General features: G+C 67.3%; 14 protein-coding genes. All 14 read left to right on the top strand.

Features of this window, described 5'->3' with window-relative positions:
- Positions 1-245, top strand: a 245-nt coding sequence (locus ABD974_RS01950; RefSeq protein WP_345301582.1) for a hypothetical protein, incomplete at its 5' end; no start/stop codon positions are given.
- Positions 246-247: 2 nt separating this feature from the next.
- Positions 248-484: a hypothetical protein gene (locus ABD974_RS01945; protein WP_345301581.1), complete on the top strand. Its 237-nt coding sequence runs from the start codon at positions 248-250 to the stop codon at positions 482-484.
- Between the two features lie 34 nt (positions 485-518).
- Positions 519-770, top strand: a complete 252-nt coding sequence (locus ABD974_RS01940; RefSeq protein ID WP_345301580.1) for a hypothetical protein — start codon at positions 519-521, stop codon at positions 768-770.
- Entirely contained in the window at positions 763-3,249 is a 2,487-nt protein-coding gene (locus tag ABD974_RS01935; protein WP_345301579.1) for a hypothetical protein, read from the top strand. Before ABD974_RS01940 ends, ABD974_RS01935 begins: the two co-directional genes overlap by 8 nt.
- 535 nt (positions 3,250-3,784) lie before the next feature.
- Positions 3,785-4,168, top strand: a complete 384-nt coding sequence (locus ABD974_RS01930; protein WP_345301578.1) for a hypothetical protein — start codon at positions 3,785-3,787, stop codon at positions 4,166-4,168.
- A gap of 91 nt (positions 4,169-4,259) precedes the next feature.
- Positions 4,260-4,457 (top strand): DUF6900 domain-containing protein, encoded by a 198-nt coding sequence (locus ABD974_RS01925; protein ID WP_345301577.1) that lies wholly within the window; start codon positions 4,260-4,262, stop codon positions 4,455-4,457.
- A gap of 86 nt (positions 4,458-4,543) precedes the next feature.
- Positions 4,544-4,864: a hypothetical protein gene (locus tag ABD974_RS01920; RefSeq protein WP_345301576.1), complete on the top strand. Its 321-nt coding sequence runs from the start codon at positions 4,544-4,546 to the stop codon at positions 4,862-4,864.
- 5 nt (positions 4,865-4,869) lie between these two features.
- Positions 4,870-5,238 (top strand): hypothetical protein, encoded by a 369-nt coding sequence (locus ABD974_RS01915; protein ID WP_345301575.1) that lies wholly within the window; start codon positions 4,870-4,872, stop codon positions 5,236-5,238.
- Between the two features lie 128 nt (positions 5,239-5,366).
- On the top strand, positions 5,367-5,648 hold the full coding sequence (locus ABD974_RS01910; protein ID WP_345301574.1) for a hypothetical protein: 282 nt from the start codon (positions 5,367-5,369) through the stop codon (positions 5,646-5,648).
- A gap of 428 nt (positions 5,649-6,076) precedes the next feature.
- A complete protein-coding gene (locus ABD974_RS01905; protein WP_345301573.1) occupies positions 6,077-6,319 on the top strand; it encodes a hypothetical protein in 243 nt (80 codons plus the stop codon).
- A gap of 146 nt (positions 6,320-6,465) precedes the next feature.
- A complete protein-coding gene (locus ABD974_RS01900) occupies positions 6,466-6,792 on the top strand; it encodes a hypothetical protein (RefSeq protein WP_345301572.1) in 327 nt (108 codons plus the stop codon).
- 71 nt (positions 6,793-6,863) lie between these two features.
- Positions 6,864-8,168, top strand: a complete 1,305-nt coding sequence (locus ABD974_RS01895; protein ID WP_345301571.1) for a TolC family protein — start codon at positions 6,864-6,866, stop codon at positions 8,166-8,168.
- A gap of 26 nt (positions 8,169-8,194) precedes the next feature.
- The gene (locus ABD974_RS01890) at positions 8,195-9,715 is read left to right on the top strand and encodes an efflux RND transporter periplasmic adaptor subunit (protein WP_345301570.1); all 1,521 of its coding nucleotides are present in this window, start codon (positions 8,195-8,197) and stop codon (positions 9,713-9,715) included.
- Entirely contained in the window at positions 9,712-12,873 is a 3,162-nt protein-coding gene (locus tag ABD974_RS01885) for an efflux RND transporter permease subunit (protein WP_345301569.1), read from the top strand. Before ABD974_RS01890 ends, ABD974_RS01885 begins: the two co-directional genes overlap by 4 nt.
- Positions 12,874-12,894 lie beyond the last annotated feature (21 nt).

The raw sequence follows: 12,894 nt of genomic DNA, 5'->3' as shown, positions 1-12,894 counted from the left end.
CCAGGAACCCGTCCACGATGTGGGTCTACGTCTTCGTGCTGATTCTCTCCATCGCCATCAGCATCGCGATGCGGCCCAAGCCACAATCGACCAAGCCGCCGTCGCTCGCCGACTTCTCGGTGCCGACCGCCGAAGAAGGCCGCGAGGTCATGGTGATCTTCGGTGAGGTGTGGGTGGACGATCCCAACGTCCTCGCCTACGGCGACCTGCGCACCACGCCGATCAAGGCGAGTGGCGGGAAGTGAGCATGCCTTCCAATCGCGGCCTGCGCATTCACCTTCGGCATGTGCGCGCGATCGATCCAGCGGGCGGGCCGCTCTGTACGCCGGGCATTCGGGCGTGGTGCCGCCAGCACGCCATCGATCTGCGCGCGCTGTGCGAGGACGGCATCGCCGTCGACGACCACCCCCACCTGCACGACGATCCCTTCGTCGTCCGCGTGATGGCCATCGCGCGCGAAGAGGCGACGCTCGATGCGACGTGAGTCGATCTATCGCGGCTGGGTCGTGTGCGCCTGCGTGGTCTCGATCCTCTCCGGGGTCTGGCTGTGGGTGACGGGCGAACACCCGTTTGGTGCCTTCGGCATCGCGGCGGGCGTCTTCCACGCGCTGTGGGGCCTGGATCTGCGCGCGCTCGTGCGCGGGCGCTGGCGGCGGCGTCCGATCGTGATCCCGACACTGCGCCCGATCGTCGTCTCGCCGCCGCATCGAAGCCTCGCGCAGCGCCTGCGCGCATGGCGTTTGCGACGTGATGCGGTGACACATGGGTAAGTCGAGCAAGCCGACGATCGGCTATCGCCATTTCATGTACCTGTACATGGGCGAGTCGATCGGCCCGAACGATTACCTCGCGGGCGTGAAGGTCGGCGGCCAGACCGTGTTCGAGGGCGAACGCGCCGGCAGCGGCACCCTGGCGATCAACCTGCCGCAACTGTTCGGCGGCGACAAGAAGGAAGGCGGCCTCGTCGGCTCGCTGCAGATCCGCATGGGCGAGCCGGACCAGCTGCCGGTGCCCTACCTGCAGGAGCAGGTGCCGGGGCCGTGGCCCGCCGCGCGCGGCCTATGCACCACGCTGTACCGCGGAATGGTCGGGGCGATGAACCCCTACCTGAAGCTGTGGGCCAAGCGCTGGGGGCGCTTCGTGCAGGGCTGGTCGACCCCGGTGTGGCAGCCGCAGCTCGCGCGCATCGGTCGCGGCATGAACGCGGCGCACATCCACTACCAGTGCCTGACCGACACGGTGTGGGGCTGCGGTCTGGATCCCGCGCTGATCGATGGCGAGAGCTTCCTGCGCGCGGCCGAGCAGTTGCACGACGAGGCGTTCGGCTTGTGCCTCGGTTGGCGACGCGGGGACTCGATCGGGAATTTTCTGCAGACGGTGAACACCCACGTCGGTGGGCTGTGGGCGTTCGATCCGATGCGCGGCCAGTTCGTGTACCGGTTGTTCCGGCCCGACTACGATGTCGCGACGTTGCCGCTGCTCGACGAAACCAGCGTGCTCGCGCTGGAGAGCTGGCAGACGCCGCTGCTCGATGGTTCGGTGAACGAAGTGACGGTGATCGGCCGCGACTGCGTGACGAATCTCGAACTCGCCGCGACCTTCCAGAACATGGCGAACGTCCAGGCGCAGGGCCGCGTCGTCGCCGATCGGCGCACGCTGCCTGGCCTGTGGAATCGCACCCTGTGCGAGCGCGTCGCCGCCCGCGAGACCGCCGCTGCCAGCAGCTTGCTGCAGCGGATCAAGCTCACCGTCGACCGCCGCTGGTGGGGTGTGAAGCGCGGCGACGTGCTCGCGCTGTCGTGGCGGCGCAAGGGCGTGCAGCGCATGCCGGTGCGGGTGCTGGAGGTGGACGAGGGCACGCGCACCGATGGCGCGCTCGCGCTCACGCTGGTGCAGGACATCGACGGCATGGCGGCGACCACATATCTGCGGCCGGTGATCGGGCCGTGGTCGCCGCCGGACACGCGTCCGCAGCCGGTGCCGGCACAGCGCCTCGTCGAAGCGACGTATCGCGATCTGGCCGGTCGGCTGCGCCCCGCGGATCTGGCGCAGGTCGAGGACGATGCCGGGTTCGTGGTCGCGCTCGGATCACGCCCGAACGGGCCTGCCTACGGCTACACGCTCGTCACGCGCAGCGGCGCAGGCGACTTCGTCGAGGTCGCGGGCGGGGACTTCTCGGCCACGGCGACCCTCGCCGGCGCGCTGGGGCCAACCGATACGGTCGCGACGCTGGCGGACACGCGCGATCTGGATCTGGTCGCCGTCGGCAGCGAGGCGTTGATCGACGAGGAACTGGTGCGGATCGATGCCCTCGATCCCATCGCCGGCACGCTCACGCTCGCCCGCGGGTGCGTCGATACCGTGCCGACGCCGCACGCGGCGGGTGCGCGGGTGTGGTTCACGGACACCTATGTCGGCGCCGATCCGACCGAATACCTCGCCGGGGACACCGTTCAGGCCAAACTGCTCACGCGCACGCAACAGGGCACGCTCGATCCCGCGCTCGCACCTGTCGCGCAGGTGCGACTCGACGCGCGCCACGCCCGGCCCTATCCGCCGGGCCGGTTGCGGATCAACGGTGCCGCGTGGCCGCAGGCGGCCTTCGCGCGACTCGACCTCGCCTGGGCGCACCGCGATCGCGTGCTGCAGGGCGATCGCCTGATCGAGCATGAGGCCGGCAGCATCGGCCCGGAGCCGGGCACGACGACGACCGTGCGTGTCCTGCACGCGCTGAGCGGGGCGGTGCTGCATGAGACGACGGGCATCGTCGGGACGAGTCATACGGTCGAGGTGCTGCTGGCCAACGGCGCCACCGTCCGCGTCGAGGTCGACAGTCGCCGCGGCGTACTCGTGTCCCGCCAGCGGCACGTCCGGACTATCGCCTGCGAATGCGGCGAGAAACTTGCGAACGCCGACTTCGACACGCAGGCGGCATGGACGCTGGGCGCCGGCTGGTCCATCGCTGGCAGCGCCGCGGTCAAGGTGGCAGGCATCGCCTCCGATCTCGCGCAGCCCTTCGCGTTCGTCGATGGCGGCGTGTATCGCATCGAGCTGGTGTTGTCCCAGGTCACGGCGGGTTCGGTGCGCGTCGGCCTCGCGGGCGTCGCACCCATCGATGGCGCGACACGCAACGCGAACGGCACCTTCGTCGACACGATCACCGCGAACGCGCACACCGCGCTGCGCATCGCCGCCGACGCCGCGTTCGCCGGCCGCATCGAGCGCGTCAGTCTGCGGCGGTTGGCGTAGTGCCTGCGCGAAGTCAATACGCAGGTTGAACCCTGTACGACGGGTGTCCGGTTGTCGCAGCGCGACATCACTTCGCGCTTGGCTAGTCGCGGCGACAGCGCGTTCATGCGACCACATACCACGGAGACACCCATGAACGATAACAGACCCGCCGCCCAGGATGAAGGCGAGCGCCATCTGCGCGCGCTGATCGATGCACTCGCCGCCACGCGCGCGGACATCGAGCTTCAACTGCAGCGTCTTGAACAGGTCAGTCGCCGGGGGAGCGCGGCGACGTGCTGCGCGATGCCATCGTCGCCGTCGAAGATCGCCTGTGCCCGCAGGAGCGCCTCGCGCAGTTGGCGCGATTGGGCGATGCCTACGACCTCATCGCAGGCAAGCGCCGCTGACGCCGGAGTGTGCCCCGCGCCGCGTGTGGGGCAGCGACGCACCCACCTGTACGGCGACGATCTGCGTGCTCGTGGCGCTTGGCTTCCATCGCACACAGCGCGTTCATGGCCGCGTCGAATTGCCGACGCCCGCACCGAGAACACCCATGCCGACGATGACGCTCGCCACCCCCTACACCATGACCCTCCACATCCCGCGCACACCGCGCACCTTGAAGTTTCGAGGCAGACCGATTCAGGTCGAAGAACTCGGCGCGCGCCTGCCCTTCGCGTGCAAGCCCGACAACCTGCGCGAGATGTGCGCGACCGGCGAGCATCGCATCTACATCACCGAAACGGTCGAAATGACCATCGCGCAGTTCGACGACTTCACGAGGGATTTGACCCGGCCGCAGACGTGGCTCGCCGGCAAGGGCGGCAACGTCGCCGATGGCTGCCTCTGCGTCGAAATCCACGCGCCCGGTCGCCCTTACCTCTACGTCGATCCCTCGGGTTACGACTACGCCCGCTACGTCGCGCGCCTTGGATAACCGAAATCCCTAGAAAAGAAGCCAAGTTTGGCTTGGCTTCTTTCCCGAACAGCGCGTTCATGCAGCACCTCCACACCATCGACGCAATGACATGAGCCCCCTCGACACACTCCTGACCGACATCGCGCAGCGTCACCTGCGGATCGAAACGCTGGAATCCCGTCGTCGCGACAGTCTGGACTTCCACGAAGTCTCGGTGCTGGAACTGCGGGATGCGCTGGAAGCGGCCTACCGCGCCGGCACCGAGCATGGCCGCAAGGGCAAGAAGCGCAATGCTTCCAGCGGCTGAACACGACTCTCGTAACGCGGCAGGACGCGCTTGGCTTCCATCGCGCACAGCGCGTTCATGCCACCCCGACACGGACATCGACCCGCATGAAAACCATTCCCTCCCACAAGCCCAAGCGCGTCAAGGAATTCTTCCTCGCCTCCCTGCTGGTGCGCGTCCCCGGCCAGCGCGGCCGGCACGCATGGCGCCGCGAAGTCCTGCGCGCACGCACGCCGCATGCGCTCATGCGGCGCATCGACGGCCGCAAGCACGTCGCCTACGCCAGCAACGGCATCGACGTCATCCGCATCGAACTGATCGACACCGGCAGCACGCTGCTCGCGCCCATCGCGGAGGGCGCGCAGGTCGAGCCGCTGGTTGACCTACTCGCGCGCATCGCCGCCAACCCCACCAGCATTGTGTGGTGACCGACATGACGCCGCACGCTTTCGAGCACAACGAGGATCCCTACCGCTTCATCGTGCAGGCACGCCACGGCATCGACATCGACGCCGTGGCGGTGTCCGGCGACATCGACCGGATCGCCGACGTCCAACGCCTGCTCGACGGGCTGGCGGAGGTCTACACGATGGGCTTCGAGGACGGTGAGCGCCTCGCCACCATCACGGACTGGCCGGTGAAGGACCTCGTTGCCGAACTGCGCACCGACTTCCTGCTCGCGCTGCATCGTGGCGATGCGGACCTGCGCGAAGTGATCATCGCCGAAATCGCTCGCCGCGCCGGCACCGGCACCGATCCGCTCGTAGCCTTCGCGCCGCCGCTGGCCGAAGAGGAGGGATGAGCGCAGCGGTCGCAGTACCGAAGCTGTCCGTCGCCTGTCTTCGCCCGCAAATCGATGTGCGCGCGCTTGGCTTCACATGGGAACAGCGCGTTCATGGATGCACACCCACACACACAAGGACTTGTCCAATGAGCACTGAATTCGGCGAGCACGCCTTCAACACGCGCCGCGCCATCACGCAGGGCGAGGACGCGCTGATCAATATCCGGCAGGCGCTGGAATATGCCCTGCGTGAGATCGAACGCTGCCAAGCGCGCTATCAGGCGGCTCCGCTGCACGAGAAGCCGCGCGTCTTGAACCACGCCCTGTCCACGGTCTGCACATGGGCCACCGTCAACGCTCGGATCGGGTTGGCGGCGGACGCGCAGGCCGAACTGCACGCCATCGTCAGCCGGATGAGTCCACAGTAACGGTGATCCGATGGCGGGCGGGAAGTGAACCTGCCCGCCACCCTGCATTGCGATTGCGCAAATGGACTTGGCTTTCGGCGCGAACAGCGCGTTCATGTGTCTATGCCAACACGGACACCACGCCATGCAAGATGCACACTCATGCCCAGCGCAGATCGGGACAAAGGTCGTCCACCACAGCATCGGGAGGACTCACCAACACATCTCTAGACACATGGCATGCAAGACCACCAGTGCGTCTTTACCGACATCAAATCCCGGCAGGTGCCGGACAAGCGGACGGCCGAGGTGCGCTAACACCCCGACCGCCCTGACCACTACCGTTCACTATGGAGAACGACAATGGCTGCAAATACTCTATCAGGCCCGAACCGGGTGGAATATCGCCTGTCGCGCGTTGCGGCTACTGCCACTTATGGAGCGCGGGCATGACTGGGACCACGCGCGAGATCCCGTTTCGGGACATTCCTGCCGAGCAGCGCTTCTTGCTACTGGTCGCCTCCGGAGTCGAGACAGCGACTGCCACCCGCGAGGCAGAAGATATGGAGCATGCGGTGCGTCAGTTACTTGCGTTGGGCATTGAGACGGGTATTGATGGCAGCATTGCCTTTCTTTGCGAATTCGTATTGGAAACTGCTTCGGCGTTGAGGCGTTCAACAGCCCCAACCTGAACAGATTTCCCCGTATCGGGCTTGAGCGACTGGGTGTTCGCCACTTGACGCGGCCATCGCGAAGGCGTTCCATAGCTGGCATGACCGCATTGCGATTCAGACGCACCCGTGTCCGTCGAACGATGGCGGCGTGTGCCTTGTTTTGCATGCTGCTCCTGCAAATCGCGGTGGCCGCGTATGCCTGTCCTGTTCAGACGCCGCCATCGGAGCCCGCACCGGTGATGGCTGGATGCGAGGACATGGCGATGCCGGACCCAGAGGCACCGGCGCTGTGTATCACGCACTGCCAAGACGGGCAGATCGCGACCCCCGATGTCAGTCCTCTGCAGGTGCCGCCATCGGCGCTGCCCCCGCTGCACTTCGCCCTGACCGACGCCCTGTTGCCGCCGGTGCAAGCGCAATACTACGAAGACGTGCCAGTCTGCCGGTCGGACCCGCCGCCCGCGCAGCGCTTCTGTAGCCTGCAGATCTAGACCCCGACCACGACCCGCTCCCGCGCTGCCGATTCCGGCGGCGCGCTCGTCGTTGCGTGTTCGGAGGTTCCATGTCTCGTTTTCTTTCGCTGCGCCGCCGGTGCAGTTGTCGTCATTGGGCGATGCTTGCGCTCGCCCTGATCTGCGTCGTCGCACCCGCGTGGTCGGCGGCACCCATTGCGTTCGATGAGGCCGTGCGCCTGGCGGAGGAGCGCGCACCCACGCTTCAGGCGCGGTGGTCGCAGACCGAAGCCGCCCGGGAGGAGGCGGTACGCGCCGACGCGCTCCCCGATCCCAGGCTGACGTTGGGGCTCGCCAATGTTCCGGTCGCCGGTACCGATGCGTTCGACCTGCGCGCCGACGACATGACCATGCAGCAGGTCGGTGTCATGCAGGAATTCCCGGCGCGGGCCAAGCGTCAAGCCCGCCGGGCGGTGGCCGATCGCATGATCGAACAGACGCAGGCGCTGACCCTGACCGAACAGCTGGCCGTTCGCCAGGCCGCTGCCCAAGCCTGGATCGCACTGTGGGCCGCCCGGCGCGAGGTCGAAACACTGCAGGCGCAACGTGAACAATCGGCCCTTGCGATCCGCATCGCCAAGGCGCGGCTGGCCGGGGGGACTGGCACTGCGGTCGATGCCTTGGCAGTCCAGTCGGCGGCATTGGAACTGGACAATCGCATCGATGCGGCCGAGGCGACCGTCGAGGTGGCGCGCAGCACCTTGGCGCGCTGGCTGGGCATCGAACCCGATGCCCTGACCATCGCCGGTTCACCGCCGGACCTGACCGTATTGCCCGTCGATGAGGCCCGCTTGCTGACATCGGTGGACCGCCAGGGCCCGCTGCTGGCGTGGCGGTCGCGCGAGTCGGTGGCCGAGGCCGCGGTGGCCGCCGCCCTGGCCGAAACGCGCCCCGACTGGAGCGTGAGTGCGATGTACGGCCAGCGCGCGCGCGCGCCGGGGCGGATGCCGCGCAGCGACATGCTGACGATCGAGTTCTCCATCGGCCTGCCGCTGTGGACGCGCACTCGTCAGGATCGCGGCGTCGCGGCGCGACGCGCGGAACGGGATGCTGTCGCGGCCGAACACGAGGACGCGCGCCGCCTGCATGTCGAAGCCGTGCGCCGTGCCCTTGCCGAGTGGCATGGCCTGAAGCGTCAGGTCGCACGCAAGGAACAACAGGCGTTGCCGCTGGCGCACGACCGTTCGCAGGTCGCATTGGCGGCCTACCGCGGCGGCGGCCCCTTGCAACCGTGGCTCGATGCCCGCCGCGACGCACTCGAACTGCACATCGAACACGCCCGCCACCTGGGCGAACTCGGGCGCGTCTGGTCCGCGCTCGCCTACCTGCTCGTCGACGAGGAGACGCAGCCATGACCCGCAAGCAAATGTATGTGATTGCGATGTGCGCGGCGGTCGGCCTGCTGGCCGTCGGTCTGTTTGCAGGCCGCTGGTGGGCGCGACACGAGGCTGGGCACGGCGACGGTGTACTCGCCGAAACCGCATCGACCGCTGATGAGCGCAAAGCCCTGTACTGGTACGACCCGATGGTGCCGGACCAGCATTTCGACAAGCCGGGCAAATCGCCGTTCATGGACATGCAACTGGTCCCGAAATACGCCGATGAGACGGTTGGCGGCGGCGTGCGCATTTCGTCGGACATGCAGCAGAACGTGGGCATCCGCACCGCCGTGGTCGCCACCGGAACGCTTGCGTCCGCGACCCGCGTGCCGGGCACGGTGACCTGGGATCTGCGCGAGGAAGTGGTGGTCAGCGCTCGCGTCGAAGGCATCGTGACGCGGGTTGATGTGAAGGCGCCATTCGAGCCGGTCCGGCGCGGTCAGACGCTGGCCACCTTGCTGGCCCCTGAGTGGAGCAGCGCGCTGGCCGAAGCGCAGGCTTTGGGTGATGCGCGTTCGGCAGCCGCACGCGAGTTGCGCGGCGCGGCGCAGCAGCGATTGCGCGTGCTGGGGGTTTCCGGTCGTAGTGGTCATGGCGGTGTGGCGTTGACGGCGCCGGGCGATGGCCTGGTGAGCGAAGTGCTGGTCCGCGAAGGCCAGACGGTGATGCCGGGTACGCCGCTGTTCCGGATCAACGGCACGGCCACGTTATGGCTTGAGGCCGCGATTCCGCAGGCGGGCGTGGCCGGCATCCGGCCCGGCACGCCGGTGGAGGCGACGATCAATGCACTGCCGGGGCAGACGTTCAAGGGCGAGGTGGAGCGCCTGTTGCCGGTGGTCGATGCCGTCAGCCGCACGCAGCGGGCGCGGATCGTGCTGCGCAATCCCGATGGCGTCCTCGCGCCGGGGATGTTCGCCGACGTGGCGCTGCAAGCGGATGCCGGTGCGCCGGTGCCGCTGATCCCGAACGAGGCGCTGATCGCGACCGGCGACGACAGCCGGGTGATCGTGCAGACGGCACAGGGCGAGTTCCGCCCTGTCCGCGTGCGTACCGGCCGCAGCGGCGGTGGGCGCACCGAGATTCTCGCCGGGCTCGATGGTGGTGAGCGCGTGGTGGTTTCCGGCCAGTTCCTGATCGACTCGGAGGCTAGCTTGTCCGGTGCGCTGACGCGCATGGGCGAAGCGCCGGCACCGCCACAGGCCACGATGCCGAAGCGGGAAGACGCCATGCAGGCGTCTCCGCAGCCGCAACCCGAGCCCGAACCGATGCCCATGCGCACGCAGCCGGAGGTGCGCGCCACGACGCCGATGCCTCGCAGCGCACAGCGTGCGCCCAGCACATCGCCGGCACGCACCTGCGCGGTGGCCTACTGGTACGACCCGATGGTGCCGGACCAGCACTTCGACAAGCCGGGTAAATCGCCCTTCATGGACATGCAACTGGTCCCGAAATTCGCGCCCGGAGCGGCGACGGACTGCACCATCCGCGACGTGAAGGCGGATGGCGGGGAGGCGAGGTCATGATCGCCCGCCTCATTCACGCCTGTATCGCCAACCGCGTGCTGGTGCTCATCGCGGCCGCGCTGCTTGCCGTCGCTGGCGTGTGGTCCGTTAGTCGGACGCCGCTGGACGCACTGCCGGACCTGTCCGATACGCAGGTGATCATTCGCACCCAATGGCCTGGGCAGACGCCGCGCATCGTCGAGGATCAGGTGACGTATCCGCTCGCCACGACCATGCTGTCCGTGCCTGGCGTGAAGGCGGTGCGGGGGTTTTCGTTCTTCGGCGATTCCTTCGTCTACATCCTGTTCGACGATGATACCGATCCGTACTGGGCGCGTTCGCGGGTGCTGGAATATCTCAGTCAGGTCCGCGAACGGTTGCCGCAGGGCGTCAACCCGGCGCTGGGGCCGGACGCGACCGGGCTGGGCTGGATTTATCAGTACGCACTGGTCGATCGCACCGGACAACACGATGTCGGCGAACTGCGCGCGCTGCAGGACTGGTTCCTGCGCTACGAACTGAAGACGATCCCCGATGTCGCCGAAGTCGCCAGCGTCGGCGGCGCGGTCCGCGCGTGGCAGATCGTGCCGGACCCGCAGGCGCTTGCGGCCCGTGGCCTGACCGTGGCGCAGCTGATCGAGGCCGTCGATGCTGCCAACGGTGCCACCGGAGGCTCGGTGATCGAACAGGGCGAAGCCGAGCTGATGGTGCGCAGCGAAGGTTATCTGCGCAGCGCGGAGGATTTCGAGCGGGTACCGATCACGGCTGCCGATGGCGTGCCGGTGTTGCTGGGCGAGGTCGCGACCATCTCGCGTGGACCCAGCTTCCGTCGCGGTATCACCGAACTCGACGGCGAAGGGGAAGTGGCCGGCGGCGTGATCGTGCTGCGCACGGGCAAGGATGCGCTCAGCGCCATCGAAAACGTCAAGGCTCGATTACAAGAACTGCAGGCTAGTCTGCCCGAAGGCGTGGAAGTCGTCCCGGTCTACGACCGTTCCGAACTGATCTTGGATGCGGTACGCAACCTCACGCACAAGCTCGGCGAGGAATTTCTGGTCGTGGCGCTGGTGTGCGCGGTGTTCCTGTGGCACCTGCGCTCCGCGCTTGTCGCGGTCATTACCCTGCCGCTCGGCGTGCTGATCGCGTTCATCGTGATGCACGCACAGGGCATCACCGCCAACCTGCTGTCGCTGGGCGGCATCGCCATCGCGATCGGCGCGATGGTCGATGCGGCCATCGTCATGATCGAGAACGCGCACAAGCACCTGGAGCACTGGCGCGAGGAACACGGCGAAGAACCACAGGGCGAAGCGCGCTGGCGGTTGATGGCGGACGCGGCCAGCGAAGTCGGCCCGGCGCTGTTCGCCAGTCTGCTGGTGATCACCCTGTCGTTCGTGCCGGTGTTCGCGCTGCAGGCGCAGGAGGGGCGGTTGTTCTCGCCGCTGGCCTATACCAAGACCTATGCAATGGCGGCGGCAGCCGGTTTGTCGGTCACGCTGATTCCGGTGCTGATGGGCTACCTCATCCGGGGACGTATCCGGCCCGAACGCGACAATCCGATCAACCGCGTGCTGATTGCCATCTATCGGCCAGTCCTGGATGCGGTGCTGCGATATCCGCGTTTGACCCTGGCATCGAGTGGCGTGCTGCTGGCGTTGACCGTCATCCCTTACGTCCGCATCGGCAGCGAGTTCATGCCGCCGATGGAGGAAGGCTCGCTGCTGTACATGCCCACGGCGCTGCCGGGGCTGTCGGCGGACAAGGCGCGGCAATTGCTGCAGCTCTCCGACCGGATGATCAAGACTGTGCCCGAAGTCGCGCACGTGTTCGGCAAGGCGGGTCGCGCCGAGACCGCGACTGACCCAGCGCCGATCGAGATGTTCGAGACGACCGTGACCTTCAAGCCACGTGATCAATGGCGGCCGGGCATGACCCCTCAAAAGCTGCGCGCCGAACTGGATGCCGCAGTGAAGGTGCCCGGGCTCACGAATCTGTGGGTACCGCCGATCCGCAACCGCATCGACATGCTCGCCACCGGCATCAAGAGCCCGATCGGCATCAAGGTGACGGGGCCGCAGATCGAGGGCATCGCACGATTGAGCACCGAGGTCGAGCGTGTCGCCAAGACCGTGCCCGGTGTGAATTCGGCGCTGGCCGAACGTGTAAGCGGCGGTCGCTACGTCGACGTGCGGATTCGTCCCGAGGCCGCTGCACGCTATGGCGTGAATCAGGCCGAGCTGCAGAGGTTGATCGCGACCGTGGTCGGTGGCGATCCCATCGGTGAGACGATCGAAGGTCGCGAACGCTATCCCATCGTCCTGCGCTATCCGCGCGGCGCGCGCGACTCGCTCTCGGCACTGATGCAGTTGCCGGTCGTCGCGCAGGGCGGGGCGCAATTGACCCTGGGACAAGTGGCCGAGATCTCGCTCAGCCCAGGGCCACCGATGCTCAGAAGCGACAACGGCCGTCTGGTCGGTGTCGTCTACGTCGATGTGGCCGGTCGCGATCTGGGCTCGGTCGTCGAAGATCTGCAGCGCGCAGTGGCCGCACAGGTGACATTGCCGCCGGGTTACGGGATCGCCTGGTCGGGGCAGTACGAATATCTGCAGCGCGCGTTGGCCCGGCTGCAGTGGGTCATCCCGGCGGCGCTGGCGATCATCTTCCTGGTGATCTGGCTGGTATTCCGCCGCTTTGGCGAGGTCGCCATCATCCTGCTGAGCCTGCCACTGGCGCTGGTCGGCGGGCTGTGGCTGATCTGGACCCTGGGTCATGCGGTGTCGATCGCGACGATGATCGGCTTCATCGCGCTCGGTGGCGTCGCCGCCGAGTTCGGCGTGATCATGCTGCTGTACCTGCGACATGCCTGGGAACGCCGGCTGGCGGCGGGCGAGCCCGCCAGCCTCGACACGCTGGAGGCCGCGATCCGGGAAGGTGCGGTGCAGCGCGTGCGCCCCAAGGCGATGACCGTCGCCGTGATCCTCGCCGGTCTGTTCCCGCTATTCATCGGTTCCGGCGCCGGCTCGGAAGTCATGCAGCGTATCGCCGCGCCGATGCTCGGCGGCATGGTCACCGCGCCGTTGCTGTCCATGCTGGTAATTCCCGCAGCGTATCGCCTGCTGCGCGGGCGAGCCTTATCCCGCATTGCGTCCGCCGCATCGTCGACGGGCACCGCGACGTGAGCGGCGCGTTGGTCCACTCAC

Origin of the sequence: Lysobacter hankyongensis, from assembly GCF_039543145.1 — a bacterium.
GTDB lineage: Bacteria > Pseudomonadota > Gammaproteobacteria > Xanthomonadales > Xanthomonadaceae > Lysobacter_I > Lysobacter_I hankyongensis.
This window is presented reverse-complemented; position numbering and strand designations above follow the sequence as displayed.